The sequence below is a fragment of the Rhodanobacter glycinis genome (assembly GCF_006438785.1).
GTDB lineage: Bacteria > Pseudomonadota > Gammaproteobacteria > Xanthomonadales > Rhodanobacteraceae > Rhodanobacter > Rhodanobacter glycinis_A.
On sequence record NZ_RCZB01000003.1, the window covers coordinates 413,560 to 429,610 of the forward strand.

The window sequence follows — 16,051 nt, forward strand, 5'->3', positions numbered from 1 at the left end:
TGATGGTCACTCCGGCGCAAGCCGGAATGACCGCGTGATGACTGGTCTGCCGCGATCAGCCGCTGACGGCCGCCACCGCGGCGGCCACGATATCGAGGTTGCTGCGGTTGAGTGCGGCCACACAGATGCGGCCGCTGTCGAGCGCGTAGATCGCGTACTCGTCGCGCAGGCGGTGAACCTGCGCCTTGCTCAGGCCGGAATAGGAAAACATGCCGGCCTGCTTGTTGATGAAGCCGAAGTTCGGCGCGCCGAGTGCGGCCAGCTTGTCGACAAAACCCGCGCGCATCGCATGGATGCGCGAACGCATCTCGCCCAGCTCCTGCTCCCAGCGCGCGCGCAACTCGGTGCTGCCGAGTACGCCGGCGACCAGGCTGGCGCCGTGTGTGGAGGGGCTGGAATAGTTCGCGCGAATGGTCTGCTTGATCTTCGACAACAGCCGCGCCGCCTCGTCACGATCGGCACCAACCATCGACAACGCGCCGACGCGCTCGCCGTACAGCGAGAACGATTTGGAATACGAGTTGGCAACCACGAATGCCTCGATCCCCGATGCCGCCAGCAGACGCACCCCGGTGGCATCGACGTCGGCGCCCTGGGCGAAGCCCTGGTAGGCCATGTCGACGAACGGCAGCAGCCGGCGCTCCTGCAGCAGCGCGATCAGCTGCTGCCACTGCGCCGTGTCCAGGTCGACGCCGGTCGGGTTGTGGCAGCACGCATGCAACAGCACCACGGTACCCGGCTCCAGCTTGCCCAGGTCCTCCAGCATGCCGGCGAAATCCAGGCCATGGCTGGCCGGGTCGTAGTAGCGATATTCCAGCAGCTCGAAACCGGCGGTGCGGAACACCACGTGGTGGTTGCCCCAGCTGGGGTTGCTGATCGCGATTTTCGCACCCGCCCCGGCGACTTGCTTCAGCAGGTCCGCCGCCACCCGCAGCGCGCCGCTACCGCCAACAGTCTGTGCGGTGGCGACCCGGCCAGCCGCCAGCAGCGACGAGCCGGCACCAAATACCAGCTGCTGGGTGAGCTGGTTGTACGCCGGCATGCCATCGATCGGCAGGTAGCCGCGCGGTTTCGCTGCCGCGGCCAGTGCCTGCTCCACTTCGCACACCGACGGCAGCAACGGGATCCGGCCCTGCTCGTCGATGTAGATGCCTACACCCAGGTTGATCTTGCCCGGGCGGGAATCGGCCAGATAGGTCTCGGTCAGGCCCAGGATCGGATCGCCCGGGGCCATTTCAACGGATGCAAAGAAGGACACGGCGGTTACTCGACAGGTGATGGGGACGGAATGTTCAAGCTTGCGCGGCCGCGGTCTCATCCGCTGCGTCGGCCAGCCATGCGGGCGACACGGCAGCTTGCGCGCCCAGTGTGAAATCGAACAGCTGGCGATCGGCCAGTTGCGAGGGTGACACATGGCCCAGCGCGCGAAAGATGTTCTCGCCACGGCCGGGCTGCAGTTGTTCCCATTCAGCCAGCATGCGCCGTACCGCCTTGCGTTGCAGGTTGTCCTGCGAGCCGCACAGGTTGCACGGGATGATCGGAAAATCCTCATTCATGGCGTAGGCGGCGATGTCGCTTTCGCGGCAATACGCCAGCGGCCGGATCACCACGTGGCGGCCATCGTCCGAACGCAGCTTCGGCGGCATCGCCTTCAGCTGCGCCTGATAGAACATGTTGAGGAAGAACGTGGCGAGGATGTCGTCGCGATGATGGCCGAGTGCGATCTTGGTGATGCCGTTGATCGCCGCCCAGCTGTACAGCGCGCCGCGGCGCAACCGCGAGCACAGGCTGCACATGGTCTTGCCGGCCGGGATCACCCGCGTCACCGTGCTGTAGGTGTCCTGCTCGATGATGTGGAATGGCACGCCGCGAGCGGTCAGGTAATCGGGCAATACATGTTCGGGGAAATCCGGCTGCTTCTGATCCAGGTTCACCGCGATCAGCTCGAAGCGCACCGGCGCCTTCGCCTGCAACTGCAGCAGCATGTCCAGCAGGGTGTAGGAATCCTTGCCACCGGACAGGCACACCATCACCTTGTCGCCATCCTCGATCATGCCGAAATCGCCGATCGCCTGGCCGACCTGGCGACGCAGGCGCCGGGCCAGTTTGGCGGCCTCGGCAGCTGGCGTACGGGTAAGTTCAGGCTGGGCGGACATGACCGTCGATCGGGCAGAAGGAACCTCCATTGTAGCGGCCCGGCCGCCCGGCTTTCGAACCGGCAAACGGCGTTAGACTAGAAGAACCGCCCCAAGCCGTCGTTATCATCATGCAGGTTCAGGATCACGCCGAAATCGTCCATCTTCTGGCCGAGCTGCGGATGGAGCATCGCGACCTCGATGCGGTGATCATGCAGCTGACCAGCGTGATCGGTCGCGACGAGCTGCAGCTGACGCGGCTGAAGAAACGCAAGCTGCTGCTGAAGGACAATATCGCCCGGCTCGAGAGCAAGTTGATCCCCGACCTCGATGCTTGATCCCACGCTACCCCGGACGTTCGATGAACCCGTTCACTCCGATCCGCCTGCACGACGACTACGTCGCGCTGGAGCCGTTATGCCTGGAGCATGTGCCGGCGCTTGAGGCGGCCGCCGCTGATGGCGAGCTGTGGAACCTCACGGTCACCAGCGTGCCACCTCCGGGCCACGCCCGCGACTACGTCGAAAAGGCGCTGCAAGGCCAGGCTGCCGGGAACATGCTGCCATTCGCCGTGCGCGAAGCCGGCAGTGGAGAAATCGTCGGCAGCACCCGCTACTACGAGATCGATGCCGAACTGCCGCGCCTTGCCATCGGCTACACCTGGTACGCCAAACGCTGGCAGAAAAGTCACCTCAATACCGCCTGCAAGCGCCTGTTGCTGGAACACGCCTTCGAGACCCTCCAATGCGTGGCGGTGGCCTTTCACACCGATGAGCAGAACGAGGATTCGCAACGTGCCATCGAGCGCCTTGGCGCCCAGCGCGAAGGCGTGCTGCGTGCCCACAAGCGGCGCACCGACGGCAGCCTGCGCAACACCGTCTGCTTCAGCATCGTGGCGGACGAATGGCCCCATGTGGGCAGCTGGCTGGACATGCGCCTGAGCCGGCTCGCCGCACGCTGAGCCTCACAGCAACCGATTGACCAGCCGGTCGAGCCGGGTTCGATTGAGCCGTTTGAGCTGCTTGCGCACCACCGCTGGGTAATGTCGCGGACTTTCCAGCGCCTGGTAATCGGACAGCCGGGTGGCATGCCGCTTCAACGCCGCCCACTCGGCCTGATGTTTCGCGTGCAGCAGGCGCGCGGGGTCGCGCAATACCAGCCCGTTTTCCAGATCCAGCGTCCACGCGCGCGGGTTGAGGTTGTTGCCGGTCAGTACCGCCACGTCGTCGTCGATGAACAGGCCTTTCAGGTGATAGCTGTTGTCGCCGTCACGCCACAGATGGACGTTCAGTTGGCCACTGGCGATCTGCGCGCGATGCCCTCGCGCGAAACGGCGCAGGTTGTTCTCATACAGGTACGGCAGCAGCCCGATCGTCTTGAACGGCTGCCCCGGCGGGATGTAGAAATCGTTGGCGGTCTTGTCGCCAACCATGATGTCGATGCTGCAGCCACGACGCAGCAGCTGGCCCAGCACCAGCCGTACCGGCCGCGGCAGGTTGAAATACGGGGTGAGCAGGATCACGCGTTCGCGCGTGCCGCGCAGCAGTGCCAGCAACGCCTCGTTGAGCGCGTTGTCACTGCGGCCGAATCCCGGCAGCGGCGTCACCGCCACATCGGCCGGCCCCAGCGTCTCGCACGGCACCTCATAGCTGGCGCGCTGCAGATCCTGGCGAAACTCGCGAATCGCCGGCTGCAACGTGCGCGTGGCGGGCACATCGGCCACGTTCAACAGGCGCACCGCGTCGCTACCCAGGAAATGGCGCTGCACGAACGCCACCATCGCATCGGCCAGCCCGCGATGGTGCAGCACGTGATAGCGATCGAGCCGATAGCGTCCGTGCCGCATCAAGTAGACATCGTTGAGGCTGGCGCCGCTGTACAGCACGTCGTCGTCGATCACGAAACCTTTCAGGTGCAGCACACCCAGCAGCTCGCGACCCTGCACCGGTACGCCATAGATATCCACGCCCGCCCCCATTCGTGCGGCGTATTCGCGGTACATGCCCGCATTGCCGGCGCATTTCTGCTTGCCGATCAATCCGCGCTGCGCGCGATGCCAGTCGACGAAGAGCGAAACCTGCAACGCGGGATGCCGCGCCTTCGCCGCATACAGCGCATCGAGCACCTCGCGGCCACCGTCGTCGTCCTGCAGGTACAAGGTGACGATCACGATGCGTCGGGTGGCCTGTGCGATCAGTCGCAGCAATTCGCCGCGGAACGCTGCGGAATCGCGCAATACCTCGATCGCATGGGCGGGCACCGCGAAAAACGGCAACGCCTCCAGCGCCGGGGACGTCTTCGGTTGGCGCCGGAAGGGCAGCATGCGCTGCGCGAGGCGGGCGGGTGCGGTGATCAGCTTGTTCATGGCGACATCGATGGGTGCAGCGCCCATCATCGCAAACCCGCGCCGATGCGCCTACCGCCCCACGACGGCGCAGGCGTGCGGTTAGCCGTGAACCCGCCAAGTCGATGCCCTGACAGGCACGGCTTCGCGGCCAAAACGAATAGAGCGCTTCGAAGAGCGCTCCGGGAAAGGCGAAACCGCTGGCTCAGTGCACCGGAAAGGTCTGCGCGTTGCCGGGGGCGCCCGGCGAGTTTGCCGGTCGGTTGTTCGAGGAAGGCGCTGGCGTGATCTGGTGACTGCCGCACTGATACGCGCCCCACGGCTGCGAGCCGTCGGTTGGTTCGGCCAGCGGCTTGATGGTGTCGGCGTGCATCTTGGCCGCTTCGTTGCGGGCCAGCACTTCCAGTTCGTCGCGCACGGTGATGGTGTTGCGATCGACCGGGCCGACGTGATCCATCACCGACACGGTGACCTTGCCGAGGTCGCGGCAACTGGAAACGTCGCCGCTCCAGGCCGTGCGCACGTTCTTTGCGGCGTCGTCCATGGTGATGCCCCAGCTGCAGGCACTCAGCAGCAATACGGGGGCGAGCAACAGCAGGGTCTTGCGCATGGGTGGCTCCGCGGCAGTGACTTTTGAAGGAATGGCTTCATCCTAACGCGCGGACGCGGCGGCGTCCCCAATGAATCCAAAACGCGCAGCGGCGGCGCGGTGCCCGCCGCTGCGCGCGGGCTTACTTCGCCGCCTTGGCGGTTTCAGCTTCCGGCTGACCGTCGGCATCGAGCACCCGCACGTCGCCGAGCTTCAGCGCGCGGATCGGTGCCTCGATGGTCTTGAGATCACCCACGATGACCCAGGTCAGCCGGCGCGGATGAATGATCTCCTTCGCCGCCGCCTCCACCGACGCATCGCTTTGCGCCTCGATGCGCGACTTCAGCGTCTGCACGTAATCATCCGGACGGTTGTACAGCGCGATGCCCTGCAGCGCGCCCATCACCGCCGAGGTGGTCTGGTAACCGCCCGGCATGCTGCGCACGTCGCCGACCTTGATCTTGCTGATCTCCTGCGCGGTCAGCGGCTTGTCGCCGATCACGCCCTTCGCCTCCTTCAGCATCTCGGCTACCGATGCGGCGGTCTTGTCGGTCTGCACCGGTGCGTACAGCAGGAACGGACGCTGGCCCTTGGCGTTGCTGAGGAAACTGAAGGCACCGTAGGCCCAGTGCTTGCCCTCGCGCAGATTCATGTTGAGGCGCGAGGTGAAGCTGCCACCGAAGGCGCCGTTCATGGTCTGGATTTCCAGATTGTTCGGCGCCTCGGTCGAGGGCGCCAGGCTGCCGGCGAGAATCAGGCTCTGCTGCGCGCCGGGCCGGTCGATCAGGTACACACGTACCTGCGCCGGCGGCGCGACCTTGCCGATATTTTTCAGCGGCAGCTTGCTGGCCGGCGCCGTCCAGCCACCGAACGCCGCGTTCAACTGCGGGATGATCTGCTCCAGCGTGGTGTCGCCGGCGACCAGGATCCTCATGTTGTCCGGGCGGATGAAGTCGGTCATGAACTGGCGCATGTCGGCAGCGTCCATGGCCTTGATCGATGCCTCGGTACCGGAACCGGTGAACGGGATCGCGTAGGCGTGGCCCTTGCCATACAGCAGCGGCGGCAAGGTGCGCAGCGCGATGCCGGTCGGCTGGCTTTTTTCCTGGGCGATGCCGGCCAGCCACTGGCCGCGCAGCCGGCTGATGTCAGCCTCGCGGAAGGCGGGGTTGCGCACGATGTCGGCGAACAGGTCGAGCGACGGTTTCAACTGATCGTCCAGCGCATTCAGCGAGGCATTGCAGTAGTCCAGCCCGCAGCCGGCCATGATCAAGGCGCCGAGGCGCTGCTTGCGCTTGGCGATCTCGACCGAGTCCAGAGTCTTGCTGCCTTCATCGAGCATCGCCATGCTGAAACTCGACGTTCCCAGCTTGCGACCCTGGTCGGCCGCATAGCCGGCATCGAACAGCAGTTGCAGTTGCACCGCCGGCACCGTGTGGCGTTCGGCCAGCACCACTTCCACGCCGTTGGCGAGCTTGCCGCGCTGCAAGATCGGGAAGCTGAGATCAGGGAAAGTGCTGATCGCCGGCACCCCCTTGCTGCGATCGACGTTGCTCTTGACGGTGGTGTAGTCGCCCTTCGCCGACAGCGCGGGTGCCGGCGCCCCGGGGGTCGCGGCACGGCCGACGGCGGTCGCGGCATCGGTGGCGTCGACCTTGCCCGGCACCACGGTCAGCGTGTAATCGCCCGTGCTGATCCACTGGCCGGCGACTGCGCGCACGCGATCCGGCGTGGCCGCCATGAACTCGTTGAAGTCTTTCAGATAGGCGCCCGGATCGTTCCGGTAGAGCTGGCCTTCGGCCAGGATCGTGGCCTGCGTATTGACGTTTTCCAGCCCACGCACGAATGACGCGCGGGTCTGCGTCTTGACCCGCGCCAGCTCATCGGCAGTCGGGCCATCCTTGAGGAAGCGCTGCCATTCGTCGGCAATCGCCGCATCGACCTTGGCCGGATCGACGCCCTTCTTCACGTCGACCTGCAACTGAAACAGGCTCGCCAGCACGTGCTGCTCCACGTCGACCGATACGTCGTCGGCCAGCTTGTCCTGATAGACCAGCCGCTGGTACAGCCGCGAGGTCTTGCTGCCGCCCAGCACGGCGGCAGCCAGTTCGAGCAGGTTCTCGTCGGTGGTGCCGCGCCCCGGCACGTTCCACTCGCGATAGATGCGCGTCTGCGCCACGTTGTCGGTCATCGTGCCGCGGGTCGAGGCATCGCGCGGCGCCACCCATGGCTGCGGCCGCGGCACCTGCGGGCCGGCGGCGATGTCGCCGAAGTACTTCAGCATCTTTTCCTTGGCCTGCGCCGGCGTGATGTCGCCGGACAGCACCACCACCGTGTTCGCCGCGCCGTAGTAGTCGCGGAACCACTGCTTCACGTCACCCAGCGAGGCGGCGTTCAAGTCGGCCATCGAGCCGATGGTGTCGTGGTGATACGGGTGATTGGCCGGAAACGCCTCGGCCTGGATCAGCTCGCTGGCGCGGCCGTACGGCTGGTTCTCGCCCTGGCGCTTCTCGTTCTGCACCACGCCGCGCTGCTCGTCGAGCTGGGCCTGGCCGATCGCGCCGAGGAGGTGGCCCATGCGGTCGGACTCCATCCACAGCGCCATGTCCAGCGCGCTGGTCGGCACCGTCTCGAAATAGTTGGTGCGATCGAGCCAGGTGGTGCCGTTCTGGTCGGTGGCGCCGGCCAGCTCGAACGGCTTGAAGAACTCGTCCTTGTGGTTCTCCGAGCCCTGGAACATCAGGTGCTCGAACAGGTGCGCGAAACCGGTCTTGCCCTTCGGCTCGTACGACGAGCCGACGTGGTACCACACGCTCACCGCCACCACCGGCGCCTTGTGATCCTCGTGCACCACCACGGTCAGACCGTTTGGCAGGATGACGCGGCTATAGGCGAGTTCGGGGATCTGCTGCGTTGCCGCGGCGGCGACGGTCCCAGCTGCAGCCCGCGCCAGCGGCGTCCCACCGGTCAGGATGAGCAGGCCGGCAATGAGCAGGGCGAGCGGTTTCTTTACCACGGTGAACCTCCTGTTTCACGGACGAGAACCCGCAGGCTAGCGGCGCCACGGAACCATCGCAAATGACTTGCGGCACAGGCGGACCGGGCCATGTCGACGGCGTGTCCGGTTGTCCGGCAGCGTGCAGCCAGTTTGTCCGCGGACAGCGCGCACGCTTCGATGGCGACCACCTGAAGTCATGCAAATCAACACTTTGTCGTCAGATTGTCGCTTGGCACGGGGCTTGCTCCATGTGCGTTACAGGGCTTTTCTTTCATCGGAGACATGATCATGAAATTCGAGACATTGATGTTGCGCGGCCTGTTCATCGCCTGCATGGCCGTTTGCGGGCTGATCTTCGGCGCGATGCTGACCACCACCCCGGCCTCGGTGCAGCTCACTGCCAGCAGCAGTGTCGGCGCGATCCTGCTGGCCGCGCCGAGCAGCTGCGCATTGCCGCCCGATGGCGTGGTATGTCCGCAGCCCCGCGGTTGAGCACGTTCGCGCCCGGTTGGCCGAACACGCGATAATCGACGGATGCTGCATGTCATCCTGTTCCGTCCCGAGATTCCGCCGAACACCGGCAACGTGATTCGCCTGTGCGCGAATACCGGCGCCGCGCTGCACCTGATCCGACCGCTCGGCTTCGAGCTCGACGATGCACGGTTGCGCCGCGCCGGCCTGGACTACCACGAGTACACCCGCGTCACAGTGCATGACGACCTGGCCAGCTGCCTCGACGCGATTGGCACGCCGCGCGTGTTCGCGTTCACCACCCGCGGCCGGGTTGCCCATGTCGATGTGCGCTTTGCCGATGGCGATGCATTGCTGTTCGGCTGCGAAACCGCCGGGTTGCCGGGCGAGGTGCTGGATGCCATTCCCTCCACCCAGCGCCTGCGCCTGCCGATGTGCCCGGACAGCCGCAGCCTGAACCTGTCGAACACGGTCGCCGTAGCCGTCTACGAAGCCTGGCGCCAGCTCGGTTTCTCCGGCGCCGCGAACGTCTGACCTCGGCGGGCTACAATTAGCGGATGAACGCCGCCACTCCCAACGCCTGGATGCCGCAACCGCTACGCAAGCTCGCCGGGCGCGCGCTGGAAGCCGCACTGAACCACACGCTGTCGCTGGACCCCGATACGCAGCAGCGGCTAGCTGCGTTGAACGGTCGCCGCCTGCAACTGCATCTGCGTGGACCGGAAATCGCGCTGGCCGTCAGCGTTGTCGCCGGTCGCCTGCAGGTCGGGCCGCCCCACGATGACAGCCATCTGCGCGTGGCTGCCACACCGGGCAGCCTGCTGGCGATGATGTTCCGCCGCGACGACGATGGCATCGCGCCGGGCAAGGTGGAGATCGCGGGTGATGCCGAGCTGGCACGCCGGCTGGAAAAACTCGCCAGCAAGTTCGCCCCGGATTTCGAGGAGGCGTTCGCGCGCACCTTCGGTGACGTGCTCGGCGTGCCACTGGCGAAGGCGGTGCGCAAGGGCCTCGTGCATGCGCGCGAAACTGCCAGCCATCTCACCGAGGACAGCGCCGACTGGCTGCGCGACGAAGCACGCATCGCCATGGCACCGGGCGAGGTCGAGGGTTTCCTCGACGGCGTGGATCAGCTGCGCGAACGCAGCGAGCGGCTGGAAGCGCGCGTGCGGCGACTGGTCCAGCGCCTGCAGGGCAACGCCGCGTGACGCCGCTGAAGGTGGTGCCGCGACTGCTGCGGGTTGCCTCGGTGTTGTTGGCATATCGCCTCGACGAACTGATCGACGCCACTCACTTGTATCGCCCGTTGAAGCTGCTGCGCCCACTGGTAGCGCGGCCGCGCATCGATATCCGCGGCATGTCGCGCGGCGAACGCCTGCGCCACGCCTTGACCGATCTGGGACCGATCTTCGTCAAGGCCGGCCAGGTGCTGTCGACCCGACGCGACCTGGTGCCGCTCGACATCGCCGACGAACTGGCCTTGCTGCAGGACCAGGTCGCGCCGTTCCCCGGCAGCGAGGCACGCGCGATCATCGAGCGTGAACTGAAATCGACGATTGGACGTCTATACGCCCAGTTTGACGAAACCCCGCTCGCCTCCGCCTCGATCGCTCAGGTCCATGCGGCCACGCTGCATGACGGCCGCGAGGTAGTGGTGAAGGTGCTGCGCCCGGGCATCGACGCGCAGATCGCGCGCGACGTGAAGCTGCTGCATTCACTCGGCGAGCTGGCCCAGCGCTGGCATCCGAACGCCGACAAGATCCGCCCGCTGGATGTCGTGGCCGAAGTCGAGAAGATGCTGGAGAACGAGCTTGATCTGCAGCGCGAAGGCGCCAGCGCCAGCCTGCTCAAGCGCAATTTCGACAGCGGCGTTGACCTGTACGTGCCGGCCGTGCACTGGGAGCTGACCGCACAGCGCGTGCTGACGCTGGAACGTGTGCATGGCATCAGCAGCGACGACATCGCCGCGATCGACGCCGCCGGCCTCGACCGCAAGGCGCTCGCCGCCAAGGGCGTGCGGGTGTTTTACGAGCAGGTGTTCCGCGACAATTTCTTCCATGCCGATGCCCACCCCGGCAACATCTGGGTCGATCCGACGCGCATCGGCGAGCCGCGTTTCATCGCGCTGGATTTCGGCATCATGGGCTCGCTGCCGGAGGCCGACCAGTACTGGCTGGCGCAGAACTTCATCGCACTGTTCGAGCGCGACTACGCACGCATCGCACAGCTGCATGTCGCTGCCGGCTGGATGCCGGCCGACGTGCGGCTGGATGAACTGGAAGCCGCGGTGCGCACAGTGTGCGAGCCATACTTCACCCGCCCGCTGTCGCAGATTTCGCTGGCCGAACTGGTGGTGAAGCTGTTCCAGACCGCGCGCCGCTTCGAGCTGACCCTGCAGCCGCAGCTGATTCTGCTGCAGAAGACCCTGCTCAACATCGAGGGCGTCGGCCGCATGCTCGATCCGGAGATCGACATCTGGGCGGTGGCGCATCCGGTACTGAAGCGCATCCTGCGCGAACGCTACAGCCCGTTGCGCACCTTGCGCGACGTGCGCAAGCGGCTGCCCGAATGGCTGCACAACGCACCGCAGTTCCCCGAACTGGTGCGCGATGCCTTGCGTCAGATCGGCCGCGGCGAACAACGCGCGCTGAGCGACCCGCAGTCACTCCAGTTGCTGCGCGAGAACGCACGGCGTCTGCATCAGCTGCTCGCCTGCGGCTTGCTGGGTGGCGCCCTGCTGATCGCCGCCGCACTGCTGTGGACGATGGCGCCGCAACACGGCAACTGGCCGCCGCTACTTGCCGGCATCACCGGGCTGCTGGTGTTCGCGACCGGCTGGCCGCGTTCGCGCTGACCTTGCAGGAGCGCACCCTGTGCGCGATCAATCTCGCTACGTAACCCATCGCGCACAGGGTGCGCTCCTACATTGAATCTGCATGCTCGACATTCTCTACAGCGACGACGCCTTGATCGCGGTGAACAAGCCGGCGAATCTCGCCGTGCATCGCTCGAAGATGGTTGGCAATGCCGAGGAATTCCTGATCGACCAGTTGCGCGAGCAGATCGGCGATAGCGTGTATCTGGCGCACCGGCTCGATCGTGCCACCAGCGGTGTGCTGCTGATTGCGCGCAGCAAGGGAATTGCCGCCGCGCTCGGCGAGCAGTTCATGGGTCGCTCGGTGCGCAAACAGTATCTGGTGGTGGTGCGTGGCTGGCCCGACCCGCTGGAAGACGTGATCGACTATCCACTTCCCGGCTCGCGCGAGACCGGCCCGCGGCGCGAGGCGCGCACGCAGTACCAGCGGCTGGCCACGATCGAGGTGCCGATCGAACTGGGCCGCTATCCGCAGCAGCGTTACGCGCTGGTGCTGGCCGAGCCGGAAAGCGGCCGCTTCCGGCAGATCCGCAAGCACCTGGCGCACATCCATCACCCGGTGATCGGCGACTGCCAGCACGGCCGCGGCGATCACAACCGACTGTACAAGCAACACTTCGGCTGCCACCGGATGCTGCTGCATGCGTGGCGGCTGCGCTTTACGCATCCGCTCAGCGGCGCGTCGATGCAAATCGAAGCGTCGCTGGATCGCGAGTACGCCGCGCTGATCGAGCGTTTCGGCTGGCCGCGACCACCGTTCAACGGCGGCGTACCTGCTCCCACATGCCACCCGGACGCCGGCTAAACTGCCTGCATGTTGATCATCAGCCCCAGCATCACCCTGCCCGAGTCCGAACTGGTCGAGCGCTTCCTGCGCGCCGACGGCCCCGGCGGGCAGCATGTGAACCGTACCGAGAGTGCGGTGGAGTTGCGCTTCGACGTGATCAACTCGCCTTCGCTGCCGGAAGAAATCCGCATTCGACTGCTGGCGCGGCGCGATCGACGGCTGACCAGCGAAGGCGTGCTTGTGATCCAGGCACGCCGCTTCCGCGATCAGGCGCGCAACCGCGACGACGTGCGCGAACGATTGGTCGAGGTAATCCGCGGCGTACTGGTGCCACCGAAGAAGCGCGTCGCGACCAAACCGACCCGCGCCTCGAAGGAGCGCCGCCTGGTCGGCAAGCAGCAGCGCGGCAAGATCAAGCAGGCCCGTTCGCGCAAACCGGATCTCGAATGAAGGGACATCTTCCGACACCGATGCAACTGCCACCGCGCATGCCACACCTGCGCGACGGGTGGCGCCGCAGGACCTGCCGTGCCGTATTGCGATTGAGCGGCTGGAGCCTGGTCGGCGAATTTCCCGATGTGCCCAAGGCGGTGCTGATCGCCGCACCACATTCGTCATGGTGGGACGGTGTCTGGGGCCTGCTCTTGAAAGTGGGCATCGGTGCCGATGTGCATTTCATGGGCAAGCAGGAATTGTTTCGCGGGCCACTTGGCGGACTGCTGCGCCGACTTGGCGGCATGCCCATCGATCGCGGCGCCGCAAAAGGTGTGGTCGAGCAGATGATCGACCAGTTCCGCCAGCGCGATGCTCTATGGCTGGGCATTGCGCCGGAAGGCACGCGCAAGCCGGTGAAACGCTGGAAAAGCGGCTTCTGGCACATCGCCCACGATGCCGGCGTGCCAATCGTGACGGCCTACTTCAACTATCCCGACAAGGCCATCGGAGTCGGCCCGCTGTTCGAAACCAGCGACGACATGGATGTGGATCTCGCCCGCCTGCGCGCGTTCTATGCGCCGTTCAAGGGCAAGCATCGCAACGTCTGAGCCGTCTTCGTCAACGCATCAACGCTGCGAGTGTCCCGGATCATCGTGCTCGCGATGGGTCAGCAGGCCGGGGCGGATCAGGTCGATGAACGCGCGCGCCTCGGCGCTGAGGAACTTGCCCTTGCGCATCACCACGCCGTAACTGCGCTGCGGGAAATATTGCTTCATGTTGCGCACCGCGAGACGGCTGTGGTCGGCCTCGGTGATGCAGATGCCGGTGACGATCGAGATACCCATGCCCATCGCCACATACTCCTTGATCACATCCCAGCCGCCCACCTCGATCGCCACGTGGTAAGGCACCTGGCGCTGCTGGAATACCAGGTCGACCAGCCGGTAGGTGGACAGGCGCTGCGGTGGGAGGATAAGACCGTACGGTGAAATATCCTCCAGTGTGATCTTCTCTTTCGCCGCCAACGGATGGTCCGGCGGCATGATCAGCATCGGGTCGTAGTGATGTATCGGCGCCCACGCGATGTCGTTTGGCACATCCAGCATCGATCCGACCGCGAAGTCGGCGTCGTCGGCGCGCAGCAGGGCCATGCCGTCCTTGCCGGTGACGTTGGCCAACTGCAGCTGCACTGCGGGATAGCGCTCGCGGAAGCGACGCACGAGGTCGGGCAACAGGTACTGGATGGTCGAGGTGCCGGCGGCAATGATCAACCGGCCAGCCTGCAGGCCTTGTACGCGAGCCTGGAAATCCCGGTCCAGCGTTTCCCAGCCTTCGACCAGCGGCCGCGCCAGCTCGTACAGCGCCTCGCCCGCATCGGTGAGGTTGATGCGCCGGCGGCGGCGCTCGACCAGGCTCACCCCGAGCTCCCGCTCCAGCGCCTGCAACTGCAGGCTGATCGTGGGCTGCGACACATACAGCGCCTCGGCGGCACGGGTCAGTGTGCCCAGTTTTACGACGCTGACAAAGGCGCGCAACTGCTTGTGGCGGTTGCCTTTGTAGTAGTAACGGCCACCGCTTTCCGTCGCCAGCTTAACGCCGACCTGCTTTTTTGCTGCACTGCGGTGCACTTTCTTTGGTTTGTTCAGCGCGCTGACGGGCTTTTTCATTGCTTTCTTTCAATAGCTTAGAGTATGTATTGCCTTTGCTCATAGTAATGATTGAAACATTCACTTTGTCAAATACATGATCTCTGCCCTAGCTTCGAGTCACCCACGACACGGAGCGAACCCATGGCAGTACCGCAGGAACGACTCGATATCGGCACCGTCGAGATCCACGCCGACCACGCCGGTTACGAAAGCATCCTGACCCCTGTGGCACTGGGCTTCCTGGCCCAGTTGCACCGTCGCTTCGACGCCACCCGGCAGCGCCTGCTACGGGCCCGACGTGAGCGACAGGCGGGTTACGACGCCGGTGCTCTGCCGGATTTCCGCGCCGACACGCTGGCAATTCGCGAATCCGACTGGACCGTGGCACCGATCCCGGCTGCGCTGCAGGACCGTCGCGTCGAGATCACCGGCCCGGTCGAGCGCAAGATGATCATCAACGCGCTGAATTCCGGCGCGAAGGTGTTCATGGCCGACTTCGAGGACTCCTCGGCGCCCACCTTCGCAAACCAACTCGATGGTCAGATCAATCTGCGCGACGCGGTGAACGGCACGATCGAGTTCCACTCGCCCGATGGCAAAAGTTATCGCGTCAACGACAAGCCAGCGGTGCTGGTGGTGCGTCCGCGCGGGTGGCACCTGGAAGACAAGCACTTCAGCGTGGACGGCGAGCCGATGTCCGGTGCGCTGGTCGACTTCGGCCTGTTCGCATTGCACAACGCCCGCGCACTGCACAGCCGCCAGCACGGCCCGTACTTCTACCTACCCAAGCTCGAGGCGATGGAAGAAGCCACGCTGTGGGACGACGTGATGGCCGCGACCGAGGACGAACTGCAACTGCCGGTCGGCACGATGAAGACCACCGTGCTGATCGAGACGCTGCCGGCGGCATTCCAGATGCACGAGATCCTGTACGCACTTCGTCGCCGCGTGGTCGGCCTCAACTGCGGCCGCTGGGATTACATTTTTTCGTATCTGAAAACCCTACGCGGCCATCGCGACCGCCTGCTGCCCGAGCGCAGCCAGGTGCTGATGACTGTGCCGTTTCTGAAGGCCTACTCCGAACTGCTGATCCAGACCTGTCATCGCCGCGGGGCGTTCGCGATGGGCGGCATGGCCGCGCAGATCCCGATCAAGGGCGATGACGCCGCCAATGAGGTTGCGCTGGCCAAGGTGCGCGCGGACAAGCTACGCGAGGTGCAGGCCGGCCATGACGGCACCTGGGTGGCACATCCGGCGCTGGTGCCGGTGGCGCAGACCATCTTCGACCAGTACATGCCGGCACCGAACCAGCTCAGCGTGCTGCGCACGGACGTGCAGGTGACCCGCGAACAACTGCTCGCCGCACCGAACGGCACGATCACCCGTGCCGGTTTCGACAACAACGTCGAGGTGTGTCTGCGCTATACCGCCGCCTGGCTGAATGGCCTCGGCTGCGTGCCGATCCATCACCTGATGGAAGACGCCGCCACTGCCGAGATCGCGCGCGCGCAGCTGTGGCAATGGCTGCATCACGGCGAATTGGAATTCTCCGACCACGCGCCGATCGACTTCGCGCTGTTCGACCATGCGGTCGCCATACACACACACCGGCTGCGCGACAGCCAACACCCCGGCGCTGACCGTGCCGATGCGGCGGCCACCCTGCTGTCCGCGATGACCCATGCCGATCAGCTAGGCGATTTCCTCACCCTACCCGCCTACACCCAGCTCGCCTGATCCATCCGAACCTGACTCATTCAAGCCTGAT

General features: G+C 65.3%; 16 protein-coding genes. 10 read left to right on the forward strand and 6 right to left on the reverse strand.

Annotated features, from left to right (window positions below):
- Window positions 1-55 precede the first annotated feature (55 nt).
- Together EAH75_RS12440 and ttcA are read right to left on the reverse strand one after the other, a co-directional pair.
- On the reverse strand, window positions 56-1,258 hold the full coding sequence (locus EAH75_RS12440; RefSeq protein ID WP_140648824.1) for an aromatic amino acid transaminase: 1,203 nt from the start codon (window positions 1,256-1,258) through the stop codon (window positions 56-58).
- A gap of 34 nt (window positions 1,259-1,292) precedes the next feature.
- Window positions 1,293-2,156 (reverse strand): tRNA 2-thiocytidine(32) synthetase TtcA, encoded by an 864-nt coding sequence (ttcA, locus tag EAH75_RS12445; protein ID WP_140648821.1) that lies wholly within the window; start codon window positions 2,154-2,156, stop codon window positions 1,293-1,295.
- A gap of 110 nt (window positions 2,157-2,266) precedes the next feature.
- On the opposite strand from ttcA, the gene EAH75_RS12450 reads away from it, so the two are divergent.
- Window positions 2,267-2,473, forward strand: a complete 207-nt coding sequence (locus EAH75_RS12450; RefSeq protein WP_140648819.1) for a YdcH family protein — start codon at window positions 2,267-2,269, stop codon at window positions 2,471-2,473.
- Between the two features lie 23 nt (window positions 2,474-2,496).
- Window positions 2,497-3,096: a GNAT family N-acetyltransferase gene (locus EAH75_RS12455; RefSeq protein WP_140648817.1), complete on the forward strand. Its 600-nt coding sequence runs from the start codon at window positions 2,497-2,499 to the stop codon at window positions 3,094-3,096.
- A gap of 3 nt (window positions 3,097-3,099) precedes the next feature.
- On the opposite strand, the gene pssA is transcribed toward EAH75_RS12455, so the two are convergent.
- From pssA to EAH75_RS12470, 3 genes are all read right to left on the reverse strand, one after another.
- Window positions 3,100-4,500, reverse strand: a complete 1,401-nt coding sequence (gene pssA, locus EAH75_RS12460; protein ID WP_140648815.1) for a CDP-diacylglycerol--serine O-phosphatidyltransferase — start codon at window positions 4,498-4,500, stop codon at window positions 3,100-3,102.
- A gap of 184 nt (window positions 4,501-4,684) precedes the next feature.
- Entirely contained in the window at window positions 4,685-5,089 is a 405-nt protein-coding gene (locus tag EAH75_RS12465; protein ID WP_140648813.1) for a DUF4156 domain-containing protein, read from the reverse strand.
- A 121-nt stretch (window positions 5,090-5,210) separates the two neighbouring features.
- Window positions 5,211-8,084, reverse strand: a complete 2,874-nt coding sequence (locus EAH75_RS12470) for a M16 family metallopeptidase (RefSeq protein ID WP_140805605.1) — start codon at window positions 8,082-8,084, stop codon at window positions 5,211-5,213.
- A gap of 270 nt (window positions 8,085-8,354) precedes the next feature.
- Here EAH75_RS12470 and EAH75_RS12475 point away from each other — a divergent pair, with 270 nt between their 5' ends.
- The 7 genes from EAH75_RS12475 (at window position 8,355) to EAH75_RS12505 (ending at window position 13,242) form a co-directional block, all read left to right on the forward strand.
- Window positions 8,355-8,558: a hypothetical protein gene (locus EAH75_RS12475; protein ID WP_140648809.1), complete on the forward strand. Its 204-nt coding sequence runs from the start codon at window positions 8,355-8,357 to the stop codon at window positions 8,556-8,558.
- 42 nt (window positions 8,559-8,600) lie between these two features.
- Entirely contained in the window at window positions 8,601-9,071 is a 471-nt protein-coding gene (gene trmL, locus EAH75_RS12480; RefSeq protein ID WP_140805607.1) for a tRNA (uridine(34)/cytosine(34)/5-carboxymethylaminomethyluridine(34)-2'-O)-methyltransferase TrmL, read from the forward strand.
- A 23-nt stretch (window positions 9,072-9,094) separates the two neighbouring features.
- A complete protein-coding gene (locus EAH75_RS12485; protein ID WP_140805609.1) occupies window positions 9,095-9,745 on the forward strand; it encodes a ubiquinone biosynthesis accessory factor UbiJ in 651 nt (216 codons plus the stop codon).
- Window positions 9,742-11,391, forward strand: coding sequence for a ubiquinone biosynthesis regulatory protein kinase UbiB (ubiB, locus tag EAH75_RS12490; RefSeq protein ID WP_140648803.1), 1,650 nt, complete (start codon window positions 9,742-9,744; stop codon window positions 11,389-11,391). Before EAH75_RS12485 ends, ubiB begins: the two co-directional genes overlap by 4 nt.
- Window positions 11,392-11,473: 82 nt before the next feature.
- Window positions 11,474-12,217 carry a pseudouridine synthase gene (locus tag EAH75_RS12495; RefSeq protein WP_140648801.1) on the forward strand — a complete coding sequence of 248 codons (744 nt, stop codon included), beginning with the start codon at window positions 11,474-11,476 and terminating at the stop codon, window positions 12,215-12,217.
- Between the two features lie 9 nt (window positions 12,218-12,226).
- Window positions 12,227-12,649 carry an alternative ribosome rescue aminoacyl-tRNA hydrolase ArfB gene (gene arfB, locus EAH75_RS12500; protein ID WP_140648799.1) on the forward strand — a complete coding sequence of 141 codons (423 nt, stop codon included), beginning with the start codon at window positions 12,227-12,229 and terminating at the stop codon, window positions 12,647-12,649.
- Complete coding sequence (locus tag EAH75_RS12505; protein WP_140648797.1) at window positions 12,646-13,242, forward strand: 1-acyl-sn-glycerol-3-phosphate acyltransferase; 597 nt, start codon at window positions 12,646-12,648, stop codon at window positions 13,240-13,242. The genes arfB and EAH75_RS12505 overlap by 4 nt, the downstream gene beginning before the upstream one ends.
- Before the next feature lie 18 nt (window positions 13,243-13,260).
- On the opposite strand, the gene EAH75_RS12510 is transcribed toward EAH75_RS12505, so the two are convergent.
- Window positions 13,261-14,301, reverse strand: a complete 1,041-nt coding sequence (locus tag EAH75_RS12510; protein ID WP_140648795.1) for a LysR family transcriptional regulator — start codon at window positions 14,299-14,301, stop codon at window positions 13,261-13,263.
- A 123-nt stretch (window positions 14,302-14,424) separates the two neighbouring features.
- Between EAH75_RS12510 and aceB the strand changes: the two genes are divergently transcribed.
- A complete protein-coding gene (aceB, locus tag EAH75_RS12515; RefSeq protein ID WP_140648793.1) occupies window positions 14,425-16,020 on the forward strand; it encodes a malate synthase A in 1,596 nt (531 codons plus the stop codon).
- Window positions 16,021-16,051: the final 31 nt, after the last annotated feature.